The sequence below is a fragment of the Bacillus sp. V2I10 genome (genome assembly GCF_030817055.1).
GTDB lineage: Bacteria > Bacillota > Bacilli > Bacillales > Bacillaceae > Bacillus_P.
In genome coordinates this window covers 5,068,400-5,092,586 of sequence record NZ_JAUSYV010000001.1, presented here as the reverse complement: position 1 = coordinate 5,092,586, position 24,187 = coordinate 5,068,400, and the positions used below count along the sequence as shown (strand labels likewise).

General features: G+C 40.5%; 22 protein-coding genes and 1 pseudogene. 16 read left to right on the top strand and 7 right to left on the bottom strand.

What is annotated here, in order from left to right:
• Positions 1 to 152 precede the first annotated feature (152 nt).
• Positions 153 to 668 carry a type 1 glutamine amidotransferase domain-containing protein gene (locus tag QFZ72_RS25735; protein ID WP_307439010.1) on the top strand — a complete coding sequence of 172 codons (516 nt, stop codon included), beginning with the start codon at positions 153 to 155 and terminating at the stop codon, positions 666 to 668.
• Between the two features lie 32 nt (positions 669 to 700).
• Here QFZ72_RS25735 and QFZ72_RS25730 read toward each other — a convergent pair whose 3' ends face one another.
• Together QFZ72_RS25730 and QFZ72_RS25725 are read right to left on the bottom strand one after the other, a co-directional pair.
• Entirely contained in the window at positions 701 to 865 is a 165-nt protein-coding gene (locus QFZ72_RS25730) for a hypothetical protein (protein WP_307439009.1), read from the bottom strand.
• Positions 866 to 948: 83 nt separating this feature from the next.
• A complete protein-coding gene (locus QFZ72_RS25725) occupies positions 949 to 1,176 on the bottom strand; it encodes a DUF1128 domain-containing protein (protein WP_083328402.1) in 228 nt (75 codons plus the stop codon).
• Positions 1,177 to 1,360: 184 nt separating this feature from the next.
• Between QFZ72_RS25725 and QFZ72_RS25720 the strand changes: the two genes are divergently transcribed.
• Genes QFZ72_RS25720 through QFZ72_RS25710 form a run of 3 tightly spaced genes read left to right on the top strand, consistent with a single transcriptional unit; the run spans position 1,361 to position 3,035 of the window.
• On the top strand, positions 1,361 to 1,831 hold the full coding sequence (locus QFZ72_RS25720; RefSeq protein ID WP_252203561.1) for a low molecular weight protein-tyrosine-phosphatase: 471 nt from the start codon (positions 1,361 to 1,363) through the stop codon (positions 1,829 to 1,831).
• 18 nt (positions 1,832 to 1,849) lie between these two features.
• Positions 1,850 to 2,188 (top strand): YtxH domain-containing protein, encoded by a 339-nt coding sequence (locus tag QFZ72_RS25715; RefSeq protein ID WP_307439008.1) that lies wholly within the window; start codon positions 1,850 to 1,852, stop codon positions 2,186 to 2,188.
• A 4-nt stretch (positions 2,189 to 2,192) separates the two neighbouring features.
• Positions 2,193 to 3,035 carry a YihY/virulence factor BrkB family protein gene (locus QFZ72_RS25710; RefSeq protein WP_307439006.1) on the top strand — a complete coding sequence of 281 codons (843 nt, stop codon included), beginning with the start codon at positions 2,193 to 2,195 and terminating at the stop codon, positions 3,033 to 3,035.
• Between the two features lie 425 nt (positions 3,036 to 3,460).
• Here QFZ72_RS25710 and QFZ72_RS25705 read toward each other — a convergent pair whose 3' ends face one another.
• The 3 genes from QFZ72_RS25705 to QFZ72_RS25695 form a co-directional block, all read right to left on the bottom strand.
• Entirely contained in the window at positions 3,461 to 3,583 is a 123-nt protein-coding gene (locus QFZ72_RS25705; protein ID WP_307439004.1) for a hypothetical protein, read from the bottom strand.
• A 120-nt stretch (positions 3,584 to 3,703) separates the two neighbouring features.
• Positions 3,704 to 3,850 carry a BH0509 family protein gene (locus tag QFZ72_RS25700; protein WP_223439661.1) on the bottom strand — a complete coding sequence of 49 codons (147 nt, stop codon included), beginning with the start codon at positions 3,848 to 3,850 and terminating at the stop codon, positions 3,704 to 3,706.
• Positions 3,851 to 4,119: 269 nt separating this feature from the next.
• Entirely contained in the window at positions 4,120 to 5,280 is a 1,161-nt protein-coding gene (locus QFZ72_RS25695) for an MFS transporter (protein WP_307439002.1), read from the bottom strand.
• Positions 5,281 to 5,412: 132 nt separating this feature from the next.
• On the opposite strand from QFZ72_RS25695, the pseudogene QFZ72_RS25690 reads away from it, so the two are divergent.
• Positions 5,413 to 5,772: pseudogene (locus QFZ72_RS25690) on the top strand (OsmC family protein).
• A 26-nt stretch (positions 5,773 to 5,798) separates the two neighbouring features.
• On the opposite strand, the gene QFZ72_RS25685 reads toward QFZ72_RS25690, so the two are convergent.
• Positions 5,799 to 6,221, bottom strand: coding sequence for a pyridoxamine 5'-phosphate oxidase family protein (locus tag QFZ72_RS25685; RefSeq protein WP_307439001.1), 423 nt, complete (start codon positions 6,219 to 6,221; stop codon positions 5,799 to 5,801).
• A gap of 122 nt (positions 6,222 to 6,343) precedes the next feature.
• On the opposite strand from QFZ72_RS25685, the gene cax reads away from it, so the two are divergent.
• The 3 genes from cax to QFZ72_RS25670 all read left to right on the top strand — a co-directional run bounded on the left by cax (position 6,344) and on the right by QFZ72_RS25670 (position 9,057).
• Entirely contained in the window at positions 6,344 to 7,396 is a 1,053-nt protein-coding gene (gene cax / locus QFZ72_RS25680) for a calcium/proton exchanger (RefSeq protein WP_307439000.1), read from the top strand.
• A gap of 196 nt (positions 7,397 to 7,592) precedes the next feature.
• Positions 7,593 to 8,201: a YczE/YyaS/YitT family protein gene (locus QFZ72_RS25675; RefSeq protein WP_307438999.1), complete on the top strand. Its 609-nt coding sequence runs from the start codon at positions 7,593 to 7,595 to the stop codon at positions 8,199 to 8,201.
• A gap of 70 nt (positions 8,202 to 8,271) precedes the next feature.
• Positions 8,272 to 9,057, top strand: coding sequence for a YfkD famly protein (locus QFZ72_RS25670; protein WP_373464641.1), 786 nt, complete (start codon positions 8,272 to 8,274; stop codon positions 9,055 to 9,057).
• A gap of 33 nt (positions 9,058 to 9,090) precedes the next feature.
• Here the strand turns inward: QFZ72_RS25670 and yfkAB are convergent, their stop codons facing one another.
• On the bottom strand, positions 9,091 to 10,218 hold the full coding sequence (gene yfkAB, locus QFZ72_RS25665; protein WP_307438998.1) for a radical SAM/CxCxxxxC motif protein YfkAB: 1,128 nt from the start codon (positions 10,216 to 10,218) through the stop codon (positions 9,091 to 9,093).
• Positions 10,219 to 10,359: 141 nt separating this feature from the next.
• Here yfkAB and QFZ72_RS25660 point away from each other — a divergent pair, with 141 nt between their 5' ends.
• The 8 genes from QFZ72_RS25660 (at position 10,360) to nirB (ending at position 24,164) form a co-directional block, all read left to right on the top strand.
• Entirely contained in the window at positions 10,360 to 10,551 is a 192-nt protein-coding gene (locus QFZ72_RS25660; RefSeq protein WP_223439676.1) for an SE1561 family protein, read from the top strand.
• A gap of 322 nt (positions 10,552 to 10,873) precedes the next feature.
• Positions 10,874 to 15,103: a phosphodiester glycosidase family protein gene (locus QFZ72_RS25655; RefSeq protein WP_307438997.1), complete on the top strand. Its 4,230-nt coding sequence runs from the start codon at positions 10,874 to 10,876 to the stop codon at positions 15,101 to 15,103.
• 375 nt (positions 15,104 to 15,478) lie between these two features.
• Positions 15,479 to 17,011, top strand: a complete 1,533-nt coding sequence (locus QFZ72_RS25650; RefSeq protein ID WP_307438996.1) for a fumarate hydratase — start codon at positions 15,479 to 15,481, stop codon at positions 17,009 to 17,011.
• 296 nt (positions 17,012 to 17,307) lie between these two features.
• Complete coding sequence (gene pdaA, locus QFZ72_RS25645) at positions 17,308 to 18,111, top strand: delta-lactam-biosynthetic de-N-acetylase (protein ID WP_307438995.1); 804 nt, start codon at positions 17,308 to 17,310, stop codon at positions 18,109 to 18,111.
• Positions 18,112 to 18,197: 86 nt separating this feature from the next.
• The gene (locus QFZ72_RS25640; protein ID WP_307440008.1) at positions 18,198 to 19,061 is read left to right on the top strand and encodes a DNA-3-methyladenine glycosylase family protein; all 864 of its coding nucleotides are present in this window, start codon (positions 18,198 to 18,200) and stop codon (positions 19,059 to 19,061) included.
• A 16-nt stretch (positions 19,062 to 19,077) separates the two neighbouring features.
• On the top strand, positions 19,078 to 20,466 hold the full coding sequence (rlmD, locus tag QFZ72_RS25635) for a 23S rRNA (uracil(1939)-C(5))-methyltransferase RlmD (RefSeq protein WP_307438993.1): 1,389 nt from the start codon (positions 19,078 to 19,080) through the stop codon (positions 20,464 to 20,466).
• 26 nt (positions 20,467 to 20,492) lie between these two features.
• Positions 20,493 to 21,629, top strand: coding sequence for a DEAD/DEAH box helicase (locus QFZ72_RS25630; RefSeq protein WP_307438991.1), 1,137 nt, complete (start codon positions 20,493 to 20,495; stop codon positions 21,627 to 21,629).
• 165 nt (positions 21,630 to 21,794) lie between these two features.
• Positions 21,795 to 24,164, top strand: coding sequence for a nitrite reductase large subunit NirB (gene nirB / locus QFZ72_RS25625; RefSeq protein WP_307438989.1), 2,370 nt, complete (start codon positions 21,795 to 21,797; stop codon positions 24,162 to 24,164).
• The last annotated feature ends 23 nt before the right edge of the window (positions 24,165 to 24,187 follow it).

Genomic DNA, 24,187 nt, shown 5'->3' with positions numbered 1-24,187 from the left:
TAGTTAAAAAGAACTTGTATATCTATAAAAAATTTCATTCTTTAAACTAGCAGCCTTCATAATTCGACAAGAGCATCTTTACCGTCGTATGTTTTGTTTCTTTTACAAAGGGTAGATTAAAAAGTGTTAACTATTTGAGGAGGTTCTGGGATATGAGTAAAAAAATTGCTGTCGTTGTAACGGATCATTTTGAGGACTCTGAATATTCGGAGCCTGCAAACGCTTATCAAGAAGCTGGTCACCAATTGACTGTTATCGAAAGTGAAAAAGGCAAAACAGTAAAAGGGAAACAAGGACAGGAAACAATCAAGGTAGATGCATCGATTGATGAAGTAAATGCGGATGACTTTGATGCGCTGTTTATTCCAGGAGGTTTTTCACCAGATATCCTGCGCGCTGATGATAAGTTTGTCACATTCACGAAAAAATTCATGGATGATAACAAACCGGTCTTTGCTATATGTCATGGTCCTCAGCTGCTCATTACAGCAGAAACGCTTAAGGGGAGAGATGTGACAGGGTATAAATCAATTGCCGTCGATTTAAAGAATGCCGGTGCAAATTTCCATGATAAAGAGGTTGTCGTATGCGGAAATCAGCTTGTGACAAGCCGCACGCCTGATGATCTGCCTGCTTTTACACGTGAAACGCTGAATCTTTTAAAATAAATAAAAAAATAGCCCGCGCACTAGGCGCAGGGCTATTTTTCATCTTCTAGATCCGGATTCTCCGCATTTGGGAGCGGATCTACATTTATAGCATCTTCTGTGTGAATCGCAGTCTTAAGTGCATAAACAATAAAGACAATACAAGTAATCAATAACAGGAATAAAACAATTGTTGCAAGCCACCACATTGCAGCCATTTTTCAGCCCCCTTTGTACACATATATGCAAAAGGGGACGTGCTGAGAATCTTTTTTATTCTTTTTAGAAAGGAAATGCCGATTTAAACTTTGCGGAGATTTCCAAGCTCTTCAACAATAGCCTGCATTTCATTTGGTGAAAATGTATTCTTCTTCATGACTAAATCGTATATATCCTTCAATTCTTCATACATTTCTTCGTCAAAATGTGACGGTTTAATCGCTCCGATGTTAATGACGCGCAGTTTTTCTTTAATTTGTTCAATCATGTATTCTACGTTTTCAACTGATTTTTCTGATAGATTATTCAACTGAATTCATCCTTTCGAACTTTCCCATTTAAGTATTATTTATTGTAACATGTTTTATATAAATAAAAGATGCTTATTAAAAAATCACTTGGGTAAGGTATAGAGAAATGTACTATAAATAGAGCAAGAGGAATAAAAAGGCTTGTTTTTTATGACTCATTGTCTTGTTCGCAGGAGGAAAATGATGATTAAAGTAGTATTTGTTTGTTTAGGGAATATATGCCGATCCCCGATGGCAGAAGGAATAATGAGGCACTTAATTGAGGAGCAGGGTCTAAGCAGGGCTATTGTGACAGATTCAGCCGGAACAGGGGACTGGCATATCGGACATCAGCCCCACGAAGGAACAAGGAAAATTCTTGATCATCACAAAATTGGGTATGAAGGGATACAGGCAAGAAAGGTGACCCTTGATGATCTCATGGAAGTCGATTACATTATTGCGATGGACAATGAAAACCTTGGTTACTTAAGAAGGCTTGCGGGCTACTCCAAAACCGGCTATGTCGGAAGGTTAATGGATTTTGTGCCGGATTCAGATCTGGCAGACGTACCGGATCCTTATTTTACAGACAACTTTGAAGAGGTTTACGAAATGGTGTACACAGGATGTTCTCATTTGCTTGCGCGTATTAAAATAGAACATAACTTATAAGAAGAGGGGTTATTTCAGATGAGTAATGAATCGAACAGTTTGTTTCTAAAAGGCCTATTTGCCGGTGCAGCGGTTGGAGGAGCACTTACTCTTCTCCATAAGCCGACAAGAGATCAGTTTGTCGCACAGGGAAAATCCTTAAAAGACAAAACAGCCCTTTATATTGAAAATCCGTCTCTATTGACAGAAGAGATCAAACAGCAGATTGATCAGGCAAAAAACGTGATTCAGGAAGCTAAAGAAGATATTGAATTTATCAATGAAAAAATAAATGAACTAAAAGAAACAACACCTCAAATGATTGAAATGATAGAAGAAACAAAAGAAAGGTTTATAACAGATCACAAAGAGAGGTGAATAAATGAAAAGCGTGAAGCAGCACCAGCATAAACAGAAATCCATCCTGAGAGATCTGTTTGAGCGTTTTTCAAAAGATGAAATCATTGGCCTTTCGGCAGAGCTCGCCTATTTCTTTTTACTTTCACTGTTTCCATTTTTAATCTTTTTAATGACTCTTATAGCCTTTCTTCCGCTTTCTCAGGAAGATATACTGAATTTTCTTGCGCAATATGCACCCGGAGAATCCGTTGCTATTATCAAAGAAACATTGGCTGAAATCGTCAGCAATTCAAATGGAGGATTGCTGTCGTTTGGGATCCTTGCCACTTTGTGGTCTGCCTCAAATGGGATTAACGCTATTGTCCGTGCCTTTAATCGCGCCTATGATGTCTCAGAGAGCAGATCATTTATAGTAGCAAGGGGTATGTCGGTTTTGCTTACAATTGCGATGGTTTTTGTCATTTTAGTTGCCCTGCTTTTGCCTGTATTCGGGAAAGAAATTGGCATGTTCCTTTTTTCTGTATTTGGACTGTCAGAAGAATTTTTAACCGTGTGGAATATGGGAAGATGGATTGTCAGTGCAATTATTTTGTTCATTGTTTTTACAGCTCTTTATTTCTTTGCCCCGAATAAGCATTTGCACCTGAAGGATGCAATGCCGGGTGCTGTTTTAGCCACAATTGGATGGGCCTTCGTGTCATTTGCCTTTTCTTATTATGTCGGGAGCTTTGGCCATTACAGTGCTGCCTATGGGAGTTTAGGCGGAATCATTGTTCTGATGATCTGGTTTTATCTATCCGGAATGATCATTATGATTGGCGGAGAGTTAAATGCCATTCTATACAAAAGAAAAGGGTCTCATTAATATTTCCAAGGATTGTGTGTCATAGAAAGCGGAAAATAGTGAAACAGTAAAGAAGAAGACAAGGTCTTCAAAATCTTGCTGGGCAGGTGAATCTTCATGGCAAAGCATACGAAAAAAGGCGGAAGCCATAACAAGCAGAATTCAAAAAGCAAGCCGCAGCATAAAACAAGTGGCAGTGCAAACGGTCAGAACGGCTACCACTAAACAAAAAAGCAAACCGCTATTGTGCGGTTTGCTTTTTTATCTGTCTGTCGCCTCAGGTTTCTTCTGAAATCAAGCTGATTCTGCTATTAAAGCAGGATTAATGCTAAATAGAAAAGAATTCGGCCAGATAATTTAATTACTGGGCTATATCAAAAATATGAACGGCTAAATTAAATTGAATATCGAAATAAAACGGGAAATCCGCTAAATAATTGTGAATTTCAGCTAATAAAATGACGATTTCGGCTAAATGATTGACTCAGCAGTGCAGCTGCCACTAAAAAAAGCAAATCGCTATCCCTGCGATTTGCTTTTTTGGTAACGGAGGTTCCGCTTTTCTTCATTGTCCAGCTGCACCTCCTAGCCCCTCGGCCAGAACAAATTCCCCCAAAAAGTCAAACCCGGACTTTTCGGGGGAATTCTTATCTGTCTGTCGGGTCTAAACAGTCGGTTCCGCTTTTCGTTTATTCAGCAAGCTGGATATAACTATGATATGCCGATGAATAAATATGCTCGATATCCTCATCAGTCATATACATCAATGTTTCTGTTTCAATATCCTTCATTTTTGCGATAAATTCGATCATGTTTTTGCGCTCTTGTCTTTTCATAATAATAATTCCTCCTGTTATAGTATTGTTATGATACAGAATGTATTTGTTAATACTATTATATAACAGACAATTCAAAATGTTCAACCTATATTTTAAAAAAACCGCCAATTTTTTAGAGATTAGGGAGTATGAAATTTTTGCGCTTACATATCTAGCTCCATCGCCTAACTCCTCGACCAGAACGGATCCGCCAGTAAAGGCAAAAAGCGCCTTTTCTGTCGGATCCTTATCTGTCTTTCGGAGCTAAACAGGCGCTTGCGCTTTTCTTAATTATTAGCGGTTTTAAAAGCAGGCTGCTTAAAGAAAGCGGTCGTTATGAAAATAAGGAGCAAAATAAAGCTGACTACATGAAAAAAATTAGCTGATGCCACATGCTCAATATATAATCCGCCTAAAAAAGGACCGGATATGCTTCCGATGCTGAAAAAGATGCCGCACAGCAGGTTTCCTGCAGGAAGCAGGTTTTTAGGAAGCAGATCAGCCATAAAGCTGATGCCAAGCGAAAAAGTGGACCCAACAAGCATGCCAGCTGTAAAGAAACAGATAACGAGCGGAATGAGTGTGTCTGCAAAACTTGCGGCCATAAAGCTAATAAATCCAAACAGCATGACGAACAAAAGGGTATTTCTTCTTCCGAAACGGTCGCTGATGATCCCGAGAGGAAGCTGAAAAACAATGGCTCCGATGGCAAAGGAAGATAAGATAATGGAAACAGATGAGACATCTATTCCTGTCCGAAGCGCATACACAGGATAATTTCCGTTAAGAGAGGCTTCCAAAAAACCATATCCGAACGTAGGAAGAAATGCGACCCATGCAAGCTTTGATGCTTTTGCAAAGCGTTTTGCTGTCCCAAAAAATGAAGTCGATCCCATGTCTTGTTCAGGAAAATCATTCTTCAGGAAAAAGACGAAGGCCCATGCGATTAAACTAATGCTGCCTGAAAGAATAAAAGGCAGGCTTGGGCTTATTTCAGCAAGCGGTACCAAAAGCGGCCCTGCTGCAAAGCCAAGTCCGAAAAACAGTCCATAAAGAGAGATATTGCGTCCGCGGTTTTCCTCAGAAGAGATGGATGTGATCCATGTTTGCGTTGAAAAATGCAGCATGTGATCACCTACACCGATTAAAAGCCTGAGTAAAAACCAGAACCAGAATGACTGAATCCAAAGAAAGCCAAACAAGCAGAGAGCAACCATGATTCCTCCAACTAAAATCAGAGGCTTAAAGCCAAACCGCTTCAAGGGCCCTTCCATAAAAGGAGAGGCAATTAAAACACCTATGTAGAGCCCTGTGGCATGCAATCCATTGACAGATGAGGAGTATCCTTCCTGCTCAAAGATGATGGCAATCAATGGGAGAAGCATTCCCTGTGAAAAACCTGAAATAGCGACAATACTGACGAGTATAGCGAATTTGAATTTCGGCATAATCTTGACTCCTTACTCTATTTTCCATCCTGAATGTTACACTCATTATTCAAAGCAGACAATAAAAAATTGCATTTCCTTTTCGGGTCAAATGTTTTTCGGATTTGATGGCATAAAGAAAGGGATGATGCCTTGGAATTTAAAATGAGGGAAGCAGGATTCAGGGCAAATTTTGAATACGGGGAACTGCATGCGCAGGAAATGAAGAATATGGTTTTCGTCCCTATCAGCTGATGTTTTCGTTAATTGCTGTTTGCAGCGGCGGAGTGCTCAGGGGAATTCTGGAAAAGAAAAGATTAGCGGCAGAGGACATCAGGATTCAGGACAAGTGTAAAGAGAAACGAAAATGAAGCTAATCGGATCGAGAGTATTGCCATTCATTATGCCATAAAGGGAAAGGACCTTCCGGAGGAAAAAGTTCAGAAAGAATTGCCTAATGGTGCGTTGGAAGACGGCATTAACATGACTGAAACGTTCGAAATCATAAAATAAGACTGTGCGATATGCACAGTCTCATTTTAAAGTTCGATGATTTCAGGTTCGCTTCCCGCTTTTTGATAATACCTGATTGATTTAGGGGTTATTTTTAAAAGTAAGTAGTTTGGATCGTCTGGTCCGGAAATCCACTCTTTTAACTCCCCGTTCCAGAATTTTTCTTTTAATTCGGCAGATTCTTCTACAGAAGCACTGCCTTCTATTTCTGCATAATCATTTTTCCAGCAGTCGCCTTCAAAGCCAAGAAGAACATGAACGCTTGGATTGCTTTCAATATCTTCTGCCTTGTGGGTATCTTTGTTTGTGGCTGTATATAAAGTAAGTCCATCGTGGAAAAACAGCATGAACCTGGAAAATGGTTTGTTTTGACGGATTGTGGCTAGTGTGCCGATTTTATGTTCTTTGAACATTTGCAGAACTTTTTCTTTAGCTTCACTCATATTCATTCGCTCCTTTCATATCTTTCATTAATCTGCATCAAATACGTCTTTTCATACGCAGCAAAAGCGTGTGGTTTAATTTTCAGCAAAAAAGAGAAAGAATAAGTAGAAGAAAGGGTGAGAATGAAATGAATCGAATCTTTTTTATTGTCGTAATGGCAGGTGTTCCTCTATCAGTTATAGGGAGTCTAATGCACTGGCCGCAGATCCTCATGTTTGCCATTTATTGTATTACTATTATTGCTCTTGCCGGCTATATGGGAAGAGCCACAGAAAGCCTGGCAATCGTGACAGGTCCACGGATAGGAGGACTGCTTAATGCTACGTTTGGAAATGCTGTTGAGCTGATAATCTCTATTTTTGCATTAAAGGCAGGTTTAATTGGAGTGGTGCTTGCCTCTTTAACAGGCTCTGTTCTTGGAAATTTGCTTCTTGTAGCCGGACTGTCGTTTTTCGTAGGCGGATTAAAGTTTAAAAGGCAGGAGTTTAATGTATACGACGCGAGGCATAATTCGGGTCTATTAATTTTCGCTGTTGTTGTGGCATTTGTGATCCCTGAAATTTTTGCAATGGACATGGATGAGGTAAAAACGTTAAACTTAAGTATAGGCATTTCAGTTATTTTAATTATTTTATATTTAGCAGCCTTATTCTTTAAGCTTGTTACGCACCGCGGTGTTTATCAGCATAAAACAGATGAAATCGAAGATCACGAGAAACCTGAATGGACTGCTAAAAAAGCATTGGTTATTCTATTGCTTGCTACAATTGCAGTAGCTTACGTTTCGGAGAATCTTGTACATACATTTGAGGCTGTTGGCGAGAGCTTCGGCTGGAGTGAACTCTTCATTGGGGTCATTATCGTTGCAATTGTCGGAAATGCTGCTGAGCATGCATCTGCAATCATTATGGCATATAAAAATAAAATGAATATAGCAGTCGAGATTGCGGTAGGATCCACCCTGCAGATCGCCATGTTTGTAGCACCGCTTCTGGTCCTGATTTCCTTAATGTTCACAAAAAAAATGCCGCTTGTCTTTACAGTTCCGGAATTGATTTCAATGGTGACGGCCGTTCTGCTGACCATTTCCATTACGAATGATGGGGACACCAACTGGTTTGAAGGGGCAACCCTTCTGGCAGCTTACTTGATCATGGGTATTGGTTTTTATCTTTTGTGAAAAAAAAAGGGACTCTGTGCAAAGCACAGAGTCATTTTTACGTGTAGGACGAAACAATTAGTAAGAAGCTAACCCTCATGAAATCATGTGAGTTATTATAAATGTAGCATATTGTTCAAAAAATGTAAATATTCAGTTTTTAATTCTCTGCTGCAAAAGAAGGACATACATATAGAGATAAAAGGGGATGGAGAGCATGATTTATCGATTGGCCTTTTTTGTAATCGGTTTATTTGTTTTGGCATTTGGTGTGACACTGACGATTAAAGCAAACCTGGGAGCTGGAGCATGGGATGCATTAAATGTGGGATTAACCGATCAAATCGGCTTAACAGTCGGCAGCTGGATTTTTATTGTGGGAATCATAATTATTTTGTTAAACGCTGTTCTTATGAGAGAAGCTCCAAAGGTACTCGGCGTCTTTACCATTTTATTGATCGGCTTTTTTGTTGATTTCTGGATGCTTTCTATTTTTCAGGATATCATCATACAAAATCTATTTTTAAAAGCAGTCATTTTATTTTTAGGGATTTTATTAATAGCAATTGGAGTTTCTATTTATCTTCAAACCAGCTTCCCTGCAAATCCGATTGACCAGCTCATGCTGACGCTGCATCAGAAATTTGGACTAAGTCTGATGGCTGCAAAGACGATTGGTGAAGTGGGTGCGCTTGTTCTTGCTCTTTTATTTGCAGGTCCTATTGGCCTTGGGACAATCATTATTACCTTCGCAATCGGACCGCTGATTCAGCTGTGCAATAATCCTGTAAACGCGGTTATTGGAAAATGGGTGGTAAAAACTTAGTTAAAAAGTTGGATAAAGAAGTAAGAGCTTGAAAACAATAATTGTAAAGCAACCGAAAGGGGTTTAGGAAATGAGAAAATGGATGCTCGTTTCAATGGCTTTGCTCTTATCAATTAGTTTTTCAAGCTCTGTTTTTGCGGCGAACAAAGCAAAAGTGCCAAGCTCTGTTCTGGATATATCCAAGGAGAATACGTATCCGAACCCAACTCAGGATCTGCCGTATCTTCAGCCGAGTGAATTTGCTCAAAGCCTGATTGAAACATCTAAAATTCCGATTGAAAATCCTAATTTAATTCGTCTCCTGAATGAATCAACTATCTCTGATAATCCGCTGTCAATCGGATACAGAGCAACGATTTTCCTCGGGCAATGGGCGTTAAATTATGAATCAAGCGAAACCGCTGTTAACTGGGAGTTTCAGAAAATCAATACAAATTTCTTTGATAACCGCGGCGGCAAGGCAACAACTCAAATACATTATAAGCAAGAAGCCCAAAAGCTGGTAAAAGGCGGACTAACTGCTCATATTCCCAGTGAAGATGATGTGAAAAAAATGATGCTCTTGAAGGCGATGAAAAAGACAAACCTGCCTTTATCGTTTCAGACAATCATCGGAACAGGATCAAAAAAAGAACAGATCTATAACATCCCGCCAAAAAGAGTCGGATATTTAAATGCATACGCACCGGCAGTCAATGAAAAGGGCAAAGTAACATACGGCGAAGTCTACTTAGTGTTAAAAGGAAATAAACGAAGAATTTCTGTTCAAAATGTGACATCCCAGGGAATTGGGGCCTGGATTCCCGTTCAGGATCACGCTTCTTTCGGATTTACCGTTTCAGAACAACCGAGATAATCAGAAAAGCGAGCCTTCAGCGGCTCGCTTTTTTCATATAACAGATTTTCTTTTTTGGAAGTCAAAATCCTGATAGTAACTATTCTTCACTAAAAGGTTTGGACCAAGACATGAAACAGCCGGGCAATGGCAGTTAAGCTCGCGGGCAAGCTTAGATTCATTCCAGCGGTCATAGGCGGATTGGAGCGTATCATTTTGAATGTTGCCAAGCTCCGGTGTATCTCCAAAGTCGGTTACAATGATGTCTCCATTAAAAATATTAACATTAAGCCTTGAACGGCCGTCAGGATCATTGCGTACTGTTACGTTCTTGCTTTCCCGAAGTCTTCTGATCAGCAATATGTCTTCTTCTTCGTCACTGCAGGCGTAAAAAGGCAGTGTGCCAAACAGCATCCACACATCTTCATTTCGTATATCAAGCAGCTGATGAATAGCTGCTCTGACTTCTTTTAAAGAAAGTGTCTCTAGGGCACTTGCGAAATCAGAGGGATACATTGGATGAATTTCATGACGCTGGCATTTCATATCATTCACGATTTGCCCGTGAATTTTTTCAATATGAGGCAATGTCCGCTTATTCAGCATCGTCTCTGCAGAGACCATAACTCCTGCATCAACAAGGGCACGGCTGTTTTCAATGATTCGATCAAAATAAGCAGTGCGCTGTTCATAAGTTGGCTTCCGGTCCATCATCGCAAATCCGCCTTCTGCAAAATCATCGAGCGTTCCCCAGTTATGAGAGATATGTAAAACGTCCAGGTATGGAGCAATTTTTTCGTAACGCGCCAAATCAAGCGTTAAATTTGAGTTTATTTGCGTACGAACCCCCCGCGCGCGGGCATACTTTAGTAAAGGAAGCACATAATTGTCTACTGATTTAAGCGACATCATTGGTTCTCCGCCAGTAATACTGATCGATCTGAGCGTTTCTGCTTCGTCAAGCCTTTTTAGGATTAAATCAATCGGCAATGCTTTCGGATCTTTCGGGGAGAGCGTATAGCCTACAGCACAATGCTCACAGCGCATGTTGCACAGAGTCGTTGTCGTAAATTCAACATTTGTTAAGGTTAATTTGCCATATTGCTTAATATCTAAATAAGCCTCCCACGGATCATAAGAAGGTGTAATGGGCTGCAGTATATTTCCAGCTGGTGCATTCATTCATAAAACTCCTTTTTCAAGTTCACATAGAGAACATTCTATCATGAACATCATATTTTGGAATACCTTCTCCGAATGTACTGTTGTCAAAGAAGGGCGAATAAGCTACGATATCACTATCAGTGAAAGGAGAGATACATCTTGGGCAACGCCGTTCATGATAAAGACTCACAGTTAAAATATTTAAAAACACGCTTAAATATGTTTATGAATGTCATCGATTCAATGGATCCTGAGTCAACAGACGTCGAGGATATTGATCGTTTAATTAAAATGCTTGATGAGCTTGAAGTGAAGCAGGAACAGTTTAAAAAGGACTGGGATAAAAAATAGCTTTATAAGGGGCACTAGGGATGGTGCTCTTTTTTGTTGCTGTGTTATGTACCTTGAAATTATACTTTCATGTGTTTCTAAGTCCTAAATATGTTACATATTTTGAATAAATTTTATTCTCCTTTTGTTAGTCTAAATGTCACGCATGCAAAAACCAATATTCTCCTAATTCAACCTTCTTTGGAATTGGATTTACAATCCCTCCACACTAGTCAATACTTTTAGCCTCAAAAAATTTACAAGTATTTAAAATAATCCCAAATCCTATCAACATTTTCCTTCTAGAATAGAGAAGTACTAAAAAACTATTCGGAGGTGCAAGATGAAAGGTTTTAATTCCCTTATGGCCATTTTGATGGCCGGATCTCTATTCATGCAGCCCGTGTCTGTTCTTGGAGAAGGAACAGATGACGCGGAAAAGAGTGAAATACTTAAAAGTGAAATGATTTCTTCAGGCATCAAACACACTGAAAATCAAGTTGAAAATTTTGGCGGATCTGCTGGAAACAGTCAAAGAATAAATGTACTTGAAGCAGATCTGACCAACCCCAATGTATCCGTTATTACATCCAAGGCGTTGGAAAAAGTCATTGCCAGCGAAAGTCTTCCTTCACAGGCTTCAAGAGAGGAATTTAAGGGAAAAGACATCGTTGCCGGCATTAATGGAGATATGTTTAATATGCAAACAGGAATCAATATGACTTTGCAGGTTAAAAACAGCAATCTTCTTATTAATCACAGCTATCCTTCCCACATTCCTCTTTTTCCTGTTTTTGCAGTAGATAAAAATAAAAAAGCCTTCATCGATGAAGTTGAAATGAGAGGAACGCTTACGTTTGATGGCAAAAGCGTGAATGTAGATACACTGAACCGTAACGAAAATGCGGGAGAAAAGCTCGGAATATATACACCTCAGCTAAATCAAAAAGGACAGCTGACGTTTGATGACCGCAACCAAACGTTTATAAACAATGGGGCAATTGCTGTTGTAAGAAAAGTTGAGAACTTGGAATCTATTAAAGCGGGACAAGCTTACACAGGTAAAATTGAGAAAATCTTTTCATCCTATGAAACTATGGATATTCCTGAAGACGGGATCATAATTGCAGGCTTTGGATCAAAAGCAGATTTGATCAGGAGCGAGCTTAAAGAAGGTATGAGCATTTCATTTCAGTTTGACCTCTTTGCAGGTGAAAACAGGGTTCTGAAAAACGATATTACTGAAGCAACAGGCGGTTACAATTGGCTGGTGAAAGACGGAAAGGCGCTTACAAAAGAAGAGTTTATTGCAAAATATGGAAATCACGTCCTTCTTAAAAGTGCGAGAACAGCAATAGGAATAACGGCAGATCAAAAAGTTATTTCTATGACAATTGATAAACCAAGTACTCTTTTTGACAAAAGCAAAGGGGTAACGCTTGTTGAAATGGCTGAACTCATGGAAAAACAGGGGGCAGTTGCTGCACTTGGACTTGACGGGGGCGGTTCCACAGAAATGATTGTCCAGTCCAAAGGCCAAAGTGCTCTGGAAACAGCGAATCATCCCGGAGACGGTTATTCCCGCTCCATTACAAACGGAATTCTTTTTGTAAATCATGCAGAAAAAACAGGTGAAATCGGAGAAGTAGTCGTGGAAAAGGATATCACGATTTTTAAAAATGCAGCTTTTCCATTTGGAGTGAAAGCAACAGACAACAACGGGAATCCGGTATCAATTGCAAGCCGTTCCGTTACTTGGGGAGCTTCAAAAGGAACGATTGATAAAACTGGACTATATAAAGCTCCGGAACTAGCAGGAACGGACAAAGTGGAAGCCGTTATTAATGGAAAAAGCGGCCAGGCATCTGTTAATGTGATTGACCAGGTAGATGAATTCCATTTTACTGACGGGGGACCAGTTATTCTTCAGCCTGGAGAAGAAAAGAAACTGGAGGTAACAGCAAGGAAAGATGGGAAAGATGTTGTTCTGACTGGAGACGCTATTGAATGGAAAATGGCTCAAGAATATGGAGAAATTGCTGCAGATGGCACGATTAAAGTTAGAGAAGATGTGCCTGCAGGAACAAGAACGACTGTTTCTGCCAAGCTAGGAACCATTGAAAAACAGATTGAGCTTTTGATTGGACTTAAAGAGCAGGTTGTAGACGACTTCGAAACATATCCTAATGAAGGCTATGAGGTAACAGGCTACATGGGGGGAACGCACCGGCTGTCAATCGAACAAGCTAAACTCGGGGAGACAAGTCTCCGCGTCGATTATGATTCTAAAAAGTGGACACGCAAGTACAACGGAACCATTAATGTCGTTCCTCACTGGTACCGTTCATCAGCTGGCAAATGGCCGGATGAGCTTGCTGATTCTATGTATGAAACTTATAAAACAGACATCAGACCGAAGAAATTTGGAGTATGGGTCTACGGGGACGGAAAAGCGCCGTGGGCACGCCTGATTTTTAAAGCGAATAATGTTAACAAAACCTTGGATCTTGCACCTAAAGTAGACTGGATCGGATGGAAATACCTTGAGGCTGAACTTCCTCAGGACTGGGCGCTGCCGATTGTTTTCAACTATCTTTATTTTGTAGAAACAAATAAAAACGTACCGGACTACAGCGGAACCGTCTTTCTTGATCATATGAGATTCATGTATTCAAGTGAAACAGAGGATTTTAACGGTCCAGAATTTAAAGAGGTAACACCATCAGGCAATATGGTCTATGAAAACAACATTTCGTTTTCTTCTCTTTTAATTGATCAGGAGTCGGGAGTAGACGCTGATTCAATTGAAGTGAAACTAAATGGTGAAAAGATTCCTCACACATACCAGGCTGATACGGGCAGAGTGGAAGCATCCGCTGAAAATCTGTCAGAAGGTATTTATCATCTGACAGCTACGGCACGCGACACAAGTGGAAATATTTCCGTTCCGGCTGTAGACAAGAAAATAACGGTAGATCTAAGTGAAGATACAGAGGAGCCGGTTCTTTCAAATGTAACTCCGACAGGAAAAGTGATAGAAAAAACTGATGAACCAAGAATTACATTTAAGCTTAGGGACGAAAAGAGCGGAGTGAAGCAGGGCAGCACTTCAGTGAAAATTGACGGCCATTCTGCATCTGTTCATTATGATGAAAAGACTGGGTGGGCATATGCACTGCCTGAAAAACCTCTTATAAATGGCAAGCACTCGTTTATGATTGAGGCTAAGGATAACAGCGGGAATGTGATGACACCATATGTAAAAGAATTTGAAACACAGGTGCTAAAGCAGCCGGAAAAAGCAAATCAATTTAACATTTCCATTTTGCCTGATACTCAAGGATTTACTTATTCAAAGCGTTTGTTTGAACGGGCTGAAAAAGAAGATTCCGATTTTGTCATGCATGTCGGGGACATCGTGGATACTTCATCTGAAGCTGAATGGAATAGAGCAAAGGAAGATATTAATCTTCTTTCAGGAAAACCGTTTTTTGCTACACCGGGAAACCATGAATCGTTTCAGGGGAACATTGACTATTATTCAAACTTCATTGGCTCTCCTACTTACCATTTTGAGTATGGAAACACATTGGTTGTAAGTTTGAACAGTGCCTTTGGCCAAAGCATTTCAGCTTCTGATTCCACTCAGTTCCATTACCTTGGGAAAGTTCTTAAGGAAAACAAAAAGAAAAACGTTCTTGTCGTAACGCATAATACAACGAAGGACGATTTTGGCACGAAGCATGAAATGAATCCTGCAGATGCCAAGCAATTTGAAACCATTCTTGGAACTTACAAAAAGAAAAATAAACATGTAAATATTCAAGTATTGTTTGGCCACCTTCACATCCTTCAATCCTGGCAAAAAGATGGTGTGAAATACACTATAACAGGAAATGGAGCAAGCAAAGGATATGTAACAAACGATAAAGGAAATATTCTTGGCAGCGGAATTCTGGAAGTCACAAACGCTGGAATGCAATACAAGTTCAATCCTCTGCTTACGGATGTTTCCATTGTAGATGATGCTCTTAACGAAAAACGCCAGATGAAAATAGCAGCGGGAGCAAAACGCAGCTTAAATCTGTTTGGTGACTTCAGAGAGATTACAGGAAACTATATTGTGAACTTAAGTTCACTCGAAGGTGTCAATATTAAATGGTTTTCAGATAATGAAAAGGCAGTAAAAGTATCTGAGGATGGAACAATTCAAACGGTTAAGAGAGGAACAGCAAATATTACAGCCATCTCAGGTGGCAAGAGCAGTACCATTACTGTGACTGTAATAGACCCTGATTTAATTAAACCAGTAAACATTGAAGTGAATCCAAATACTGAACAAGTGATTGAAGGAAAAAACATTCGCTTAACCGCTACAGCCATTGATAAGGATGGAAATAGATTCGGCATGAACACAGACAAGATTTTCTTTGAACTGTCTCCTCCCGAATTAGCAGAATGGAGAAGCGGCAAGATTAAAACAAAAAAAAGCGGAACTCTGAACGTTGCCTATCAGTATTTAGATATTAAACGAAGCTTAGATATTCAGATCCTTCCTAAAGAAGTAAAATAGGTAGGAGCTGTCCGGACTGTGTCCGGGCAGTTTTTTTGTGAAAATGAAAACCCTAGGCTAGGCCTAGGGTTCTAAAAAAGCTTTAAGCGAGGTACTAATAAAACTCATCTGTGGGAAACTGTTCAGTGGCCCTTCTGACTGGCCAGAAACAAAGACTTTCAGCCGCATGAACGGATGGTTTTTATTTAAAATTCGCTGTTGGCTGGCATATGGGTTAGGGTGCTCCTTGACTGGGTTTTCTGCAATCCATTTTTTTAGCCGGACAGCAGACTCCGCATTTCTAATCTGTAAGCCTTTCCATCCAAAACACAAAAGAGTATAATAAAAATTGAATGAAATTGACCGAATTCTATAGACAATAAGGGGAGAAACAGGATGGAAAATTTTTATCAAAGCATGTACAACTTAATTGTCGAGACATCTACAAACCTTCCTAAGGATGTCCGCCGTGCAATTTTGAAAGCAAAAATGAAAGAGAATGCAGGTACGCGTGCTGCATTGTCTCTTGCAACTATATCGGAAAATATCAAAATGGCTGATGAAAATGTATCGCCAATTTGTCAGGATACAGGACTTCCGACTTTCAAACTGAAGGTTCCCGTTGGTGCTAATCAGCTTCAAATGAAAGAAGAGATCAAACGCGCCATTGCTCAAGCGACAAAAGACGGAAAGCTTCGTCCAAACTCAGTGGATTCGTTAACCGGTGAGAACAGCGGTGATAATCTTGGATACGGCACACCCGTCATTAAATTTGAGCAATGGGAAAAAGACTATATTGATGCCCGTTTAATTTTAAAAGGCGGCGGCTGTGAAAATAAAAATATTCAATACAGTCTTCCGTGCGAGCTTGATGGACTTGGAAAAGCTGGCCGGGACTTGGACGGCATCCGCAAATGCATTCTTCATTCTGTTTATCAGGCACAAGGACAAGGCTGCAGCGCAGGGTTCATTGGAGTGGGAATTGGCGGAGACCGCACTTCCGGCTATGAGCTTGCAAAAGAACAGCTTTTCAGAAGTTCAGAAGACGTCAATCCAAACCCGGATCTTCAAAAGCTTGAAGAGTACATTGTGGAAAAAGCCAATCAGCTCGGAATCGGTACAATGGGCTTTGGCGGGGAAGCTACTCTGTTAGGGTGCAAGGTTGGAGTAATAAATCGGATTCCTGCTAGCTTCTTTGTATCTGTTGCATATAATTGCTGGGCATATCGCCGTTTAGGGGTAAACATTGATGCTGCAAGCGGTGAAATTCAAAATTGGCTGTACCAAGAGGGTGAGATGCCAAACTTGAATGATGCAGATCAAGCGGATGAAGCACCTCAAGCTTCACGTGAAGTTGTGCTGGAAGCGCCAATTACAGAAGAAAAAATCCGTGAATTAAAAGTTGGGGATGTTGTTCATATCAATGGAATGATGTACACGGGCCGCGACGCGATTCACAAATACTTATCTGACAATGACGCCCCGGTCGATCTTGACGGTCAAATTATCTATCATTGCGGTCCAGTCATGCTGAAGGATGAAGATGGAAATTGGCACGTGAAGGCTGCCGGGCCGACAACAAGTATTCGTGAGGAGCCTTATCAGGGCGATATCATGAAAAAATTCGGTATTCGCGCGGTCATTGGAAAAGGCGGCATGGGGCCAAAAACGCTGAAAGCCCTTAATGAACATGGAGGAGTCTATCTGAATGCAATTGGCGGAGCCGCACAATACTATGCAGATTGTATTAAATCAGTTGAAGGCGTAGATCTTATGCAGTTCGGCATTCCAGAAGCGATGTGGCACCTGAAGGTTGAAGGATTTACCGCGGTAGTCACAATGGACTCACACGGCAACAGCCTGCATGCAGATGTTGATCAGTCCTCTCTTGAAAAGCTCTCACAATTCAAAGAACCTGTTTTCAGTTAAGGAGAAGCCGGATTTATTCCGGCTTTTTTTTATTAAATTAAAAAGAGAAACTTGGCTAAAAAGACAAAATGATTGAAAAAACAAAATAGAAGTAATTAGGAGAAATCAATAAAATCAGTTGCCTAAACGAAACTCAAATATATGAGTAAAATCCGCTAAATAAATAGGGAGTTTTGCAATAAAAGACCTATGGACTTTCTTAAGTTCCCTCCCATATGTTACCTGCTGAAAAACAGTATTTAATTCACGCTCTTTCCGACACTATAAATAGAAACTATGTCAGGGGAGCGATTTTTTTGAAATACTGTTGCACTATTTTAAGCGTTCTGCTGTTTTTATCATTCGGAATTCATGAGGCAAAAGCGTCTGTCTCTAACCAGCCGATCAACTGGGGCTTTGAAAAAAGCAAAAATCACAAATCAGCAAATCCTGGTTTGCCGCTTGAGAAGCTGCTGAATAAGTATAATTCTTTTTTTATGGGTGACCCGACTCAAAAATATATTTACTTAACATTTGATAATGGTTACGAAAACGGCTATACGGGAAGCGTCCTTGATGTGCTGAAAAAAAGAAAAGTTCCCGCCGCTTTTTTTGTAACAGGTCATTATTTGCTCGATCAGCCGGAGCTTGTCAAGCGTATGGCAGATGATGGCCATATTGTTGGAAACCATTCATGGCATCACCCGGACTTAACAAAAGTCAGTGATGAACGGTTTAAGAAAGAGCTGGACTCGGTAAGACTGAAAACGGAGCAGCTAACAGGCTACCATGGCATCAATTATTTGCGCCCGCCAAGAGGTGTTTTCAGTGAACGGGTTTTGTCTTTATCAAGAGAACTTGGCTATCAGCCGGTATTCTGGTCGCTTGCCTTCGTCGACTGGCATACGAATGCACAAAAAGGCTGGAGATACTCATATGATCAAATCATGACTCAAATTCACCCCGGCTGTATTCTTTTGCTGCATACTGTCTCTAAAGATAATGCAGAAGCACTTGACCGTGCGATAGAAGATTTAACAAAACAAGGATATATCTTTAAAAGCCTTGATGATCTGATGATTGACCGAACATTTCACCAGCCATTCCTTTACTCCCTTTGACCTAGGCTCGGAGGGAGTTTTGCGTTTCCCGCTTGTGTATTCATGGTATAATACACAGTATCAAAAATAAGGGATTTGAGATGACTATGTGGGAAGAACGTATACGAATTGAACCTCCATATGATTTTGACCGTGTGCTTGATCGTTTATCAATGGATCCGCTTCACCATGTCCGTATAGAGAAGCGTGAGGTTTCTATTCCTCTCCGAAACCAGAACAACGATCCTTTTGTTGTAACCGTAAAAGGAATGGGCACTAAAATGGCTCCTGAATTTCTTCTCAGCGGCAAATCGGATAAAAACTTTGCAATAAAAGAAACGATGCGTATTTTTCAGTGGGATGTTTCTTTAGTTGATGTTCAAACACATTTTCGTTCTTCAAACATTGCAGAAATATTCGAAGCGCATGACGGGACGCCGATCGTGCTTGATTTTAGTCTTTACGGCTGTCTGATGAAGTGCATTATTCATCAGCAGCTCAACCTGAAATTCGCCTATACACTGACAGAGCGTTTTGTTCATACATTCGGTGAGCAGATTGATGGTGTATGGTTTTACCCGGCTCCTGAAAAAGTGGCTGAACTTGATTACAGCGATTTAAGGGAGCTTCAGTTCAGCGGCCGTAAAGCGGAGTATGTGATTGATACATCAAAGCTTATAGCTGAAGGCAAAATAAACCTTGAAGAACTTCAGTATATGGAAGATGCAGATATTCATAAGGAGCTTGTAAAAATACGCGGAGTAGGTCCCTGGACCGTCCAGAATCTGCTTTTATTCGGACTTGGCCGTCCAAACCTTTTTCCGTTTGCAGATATAGGTATACAAAATGCATTAAAAAAGCATTTTCAGCTTGAACGGAAACCAACCTTTGAAGAAATGGAGATCCTAAGCAAAGAGTGGTCACCTTATTTAAGCTATGCATCTCTTTATTTATGGAGAAGCATTGAATAGAAATGGAGCGGCAAACATGAAGACCAATCAGAAAAACATCGGAATTACCCTTGAAAAAGGACAGACTTTTCCTCTCACAATAAAAAGACTCGGCATTAATGGAGAAGGGGTAGGCTACTTTAAAAAACAAGTCGTTTTTGTGCCCGGCGCCCTTCCGAACGAGGAAGTTGTGGTAGAAGCAACGAACATAGGACAGAAATTTGCAGAAGGCAAGATCAAGAAAATCAGAAAGGCATCCCCTCACAGAGTAGATGCGCCTTGTCCGGTTTATCATGAGTGCGGAGGCTGTCAGCTTCAGCATTTTTCCTATGAACAGCAATTAAAAGAAAAGAGAGACATTATTGTTCAGGCGATGGAGCGGTATTCAGGGCTTGATTTAAGTAAAGTTGAAATCAGACAAACAATAGGCATGGATGATCCCTGGAACTACCGAAATAAAAGCCAGTTCCAGACTGGTTTACTAAACGGCAAAGTCATTTCCGGCCTTTACAGCAAAAATTCCCATCATCTTGTAAATATTGATCACTGTATTGTACAGCATGAAGCAACAAATAAAGCAACTCAAACAGTAAAGCAGATTTTGCAGGATTTGAAGGTCTCAATTTATGATGAACGTAAGCGCAAAGGCATCGTACGTACGATTGTCAGCCGAGTCGGCTTTACAAGCGGTGAGGTACAGATTGTTTTGATCACATCACAGGAGAATCTTCCGCGCAAAGAACTCATTGTCAGTGAAATTCAGAAGCGCCTTCCTGAAGTGAAATCCATCATGCAGAATGTGAACGGTGAAAAAACGTCTTTGATCTTCGGAGAGAAAACCATTCACATAGAAGGCGAAGAAGTTATTCAGGAGAAATTAGGCGATCTTTCGTTTGAATTATCAGCACGTGCCTTTTTTCAATTAAATCCTGTTCAGACAGTCAAGCTGTACAACGAAGTAAAAAAAGCGGCGCAGCTTACAGGTTCTGAAAAAGTAGTTGATGCATATTGCGGAGTCGGCACCATCGGCATGTGGCTTTCTGAAGGTGCGAAGGAAATCAGAGGGATGGATACAATCGCGGACTCCATTATTGATGCGAAGAAAAATGCAAAGAAGCATGGAGTTAAAAATGCAACTTATGTAAAAGGAACGGCTGAGCACTGGCTGCCTAAATGGCTTGGGGAAGGGTGGCGTCCTGATGTTGTTGTAGTGGACCCGCCGCGTACAGGCTGTGATTCAAAATTATTAGGCGCGATCTTAAAGGTCAAACCGGAGAAATTCGTCTATGTTTCCTGCAACCCATCAACACTTGCAAAAGATATTCAAACACTTTCAAAAGTGTATAAAGTGAAGCACATTCAGCCTGTAGACATGTTCCCGCATACAGCACATGTGGAAAGTGTCACATTGCTTGAAAAGAAATAATCCAAAGAAATGAAAAGGTGAAAATTATGAACGATACATGGTCATTGCTGACAGAAGCGAAGCCATTTTTACAAGAGGCATGGAAGAAAGCAGCATACACAAACCCGACAGCTATACAGGAAAAAGCGATACCAATGATATTGGATGGACGTGACGTTATCGCTGAATCCCCAACAGGTACAGGAAAAACACTTGCTTACCTGCTTCCGCTTTTAGAGCGCATCAATGCAGAAAGCAAGGGAGTTCAAGCGTTAATTATGGCTTCTTCTCGCGAGTTAGTCATGCAGATTCATCAGGAGATTCAAAAATGGTCGGAGGGAAGCGGCATTTTAGGAGCTTCTTTCATCGGCGGAGCAAATGTGAAAAGACAGCAGGAAAAGCTGAAAAAGCGTCCGCAGATTATTGTCGGTACACCAGGCCGTGTCTCTGAGCTTATTAAACAAAAGAAAATCAAAATGCATGAAGTAAAAACAATCGTCCTTGATGAAGGCGATCAGCTCCTTCAGCCTGAACATTTGTCAGATATTAAAAACATTATTAAAACAACACTGAAGGACAGACAGCTCTTGCTTTTCTCGGCAACTCTCCCGGAAAAAACGGAAGCAGAAGCGAGAAGCCTGATGCAAAACCCGGAAGTCATTAAAGTAAGCAGAGATGAAAGTGTCCAATCTGAAGTCGATCATATTTACTTCACTGCAGAAGCGAGAGATAAAATAGATCTTCTTCAAAAGTTCTCCAGATTAGAAGGAGCTAAAACAATTGCATTTGTAAAAGATATCGGAAATGCAGCTGTTTTAGCAGAAAAGCTTATGTACAAAGGATTGCCGCTAGGCATTCTTCACGGGGATTCTACAAAGCGCGAGCGGGAAACAGCCATCAAAAGTTTCCGTACAGGAGAGCTTCCGATGCTCCTCGCTACAGATGTAGCGGCAAGAGGCCTCGATATTGAAGGGGTTACACACGTTATTCATTATGACCTTCCCGAAACAGTTGAGCAGTATGTTCACCGCTCGGGCAGAACAGGACGAAATGGAGCAGACGGAACGGTCGTTTCGCTTGTAACAGAACGAGAAGAGCGTGAACTGAAGCAAATCTGCAGAGGATTAAAGGTTGAGCTTCATAAAAAGCGTTTTTATAAGGGCGAAATTGTAGAATCTAAATAAAAAAATCCCGCAGCCAGATGGCTGCGGGATTTTTTATATACTTCTCTTCTCTCATGCAAATTACAAAACGTGTTAGGAAATGTAACATACTTACTACTTTTTTAAAGGAAATATGAAATAATAATAATCTCAATTACCATTTTGAAGTATGCTGGAGGTTTCAAAATGACTAAACAAAAATTAGTAGTAGTAGGAAACGGAATGGCAGGGGCTCGCTGTGTGGAAGAAATTATTAATACTGACGCCGAAGCGTTTGATATTACCATTTTCGGAAGTGAACCGCACATTACCTATAATCGAATTTTACTATCAACAGTTCTGCAGGGCAGTATGACTTTCGATGATCTTAGAATAAATGACCTTAATTGGTATACAAAACATAATATACAGCTGTTTACAGGTGAAACAGTTACGAATATCGATACATTGAATCAAATTATTCAAACAGATAAAGAGAGGGAGTTAACCTATGACAAGCTAATTCTTGCCACTGGTTCTGTACCATTTTTTCTTCCGGTTCCAGGTGCTGATAAAGATGGAGTGATCGCTTTTCGCACAATCGAAGATTGCCGGAAAATGATTGAAAGTTCGCTTCAATATAAAAAAGCAGTGGTTATCGGAGGAGGATTATTAGGATTAGAGGCGGCGAGAGGACTTTTAAACCTTGGGATGGAGGTTAGTGTCGTCCATATTTCTGAATATTTAATGGAGCGGCAGCTTGATCAGACAGCATCCATCCTTCTTCAGAAAGAGCTTGAAAGGCAAGGCATGCACTTTCTTTTAAAAAAGAAGACACAAGAGATCATCGGAAACGGCCGTGCAAAGGGCGTTCGTTTTCAAGATGGAACAGAGGCTGAGGCAGATTTGGTCATTATGGCAGCGGGAATCAGACCAAATATACAGCTGGCACAAGATAGCGGGATACATATAAATCGCGCTATTACTGTAAACGACTATTTAGAAACAAGTGCCGCCAATATTTACGCTGTCGGAGAGTGTGCAGAGCATCGCGGCACCGTTTACGGACTGGTTAAACCTCTTTATGAACAAGGAGCAATAGCAGCGAAACATATTTGCGGCATCAAAACTCAAGGTTATCAGGGATCAGTCCTCTCCACTCAGCTGAAAATTTCCGGAGTGGATGTATTTTCAGCGGGGCAGTTTGCTGATGAAGATTCAACAAAATCAATAACTTCATTTGATGAGGTGGATGGCTGTTATAAAAAGGCGGTATTTCAGGATCGCAAACTCATTGGCGCTGTCCTTTTTGGAGATACAAGTGCCGGTGCCAAATTATTTGATCTGATCTTGAAAAAGAAAGATATATCCGGAGAGGAAAAGAGTGTCCTGTTTCAATCCTCATCAAATGCCGGTGGCAATCTGATTGCAGAAATGGCATGGAGTGATCTGATTTGCAATTGTAACGGAGTAACAAAAGGAGGCATTATTGAAGCTGTACAAAAGAACGGATTAACAACAGTTGAACAAGTGAAAACATGTACAAAGGCATCAAGTTCTTGTGGGGGCTGCAAGCCGGCAGTAAAAGAGCTCTTACTATATGTAAATAGTGATAAATTTAATGAAGTGATTGAAAAAAAGAGCATGTGCGTATGCACTGATTTAACAGAAGATGAAGTTGTTCATGAAATGCAGCTCCATAATTTATCATCTAATCAGGAAATCATGACTTTACTTGGATGGAAAAATAAGGAGGGCTGCACAACCTGTCAGCCTGCTCTTACATATTATCTGGGAATGATTTACCCAGAGTATGAGAAACGTCAAAAAATGATTTTTATAAACGAAAAAATGAATGCTGTTCGGCAAAGCGACGGGTTGTACACGGTTATTCCCCAAATGTACGGTGGAATGACAAATGCAAAAGAACTGCGGAAAATTGCGGATGCAGCAGATAAATACAGCATCTCGCAGGTTGCTGTAACAAGTGATCAAAGAATTCATTTAATGGGAGTTAAAAAAGAAGATCTAAAAGGGATGTGGGCTGATTTAAACATGCCGCTATCTTCAAAGGCCGGCAGCTATGTTCAAAACATTAAAACGTGTACTGGCGAGCATATCTGCGGGTGCGATAAAGAGCAATCGCTAAAGCTTGCTGTGGCTTTAGAAAAGAAACTAGACCTCATTTCAGTGCCGTACCGTGTAAAAATAGGTGTTTCTGCCTGTATGCATAATGGAGCAGGATCCACAACGAAAGATATAGGCATTATGGGAATTGACAGAGGCTGGGAAATGTATGTCGGCGGGAGCAGCGGACGCAATGTGCGGGCGGGGGAATTATTATGCGTCGCAAGTACAGTTGAAGAAGTGATTAATTTGACCTGCGGCTTTATTCAATATTACCGGGAAACAGCTAATTATTCTGAAAGGACCTGGCAATGGATTGAGCGCATGGGTTTACTTCATATCAGGGAAGTATTGTTTAATCAAGAACTTATCTTGCAGCTCCTTCATTATTTTGAAAGGGATGCATCTCAGCGAAAAAATGTCATGGAAAACCAGCAGCTTTTTACTTAGCATTTTTGACAAATGATAAAGTG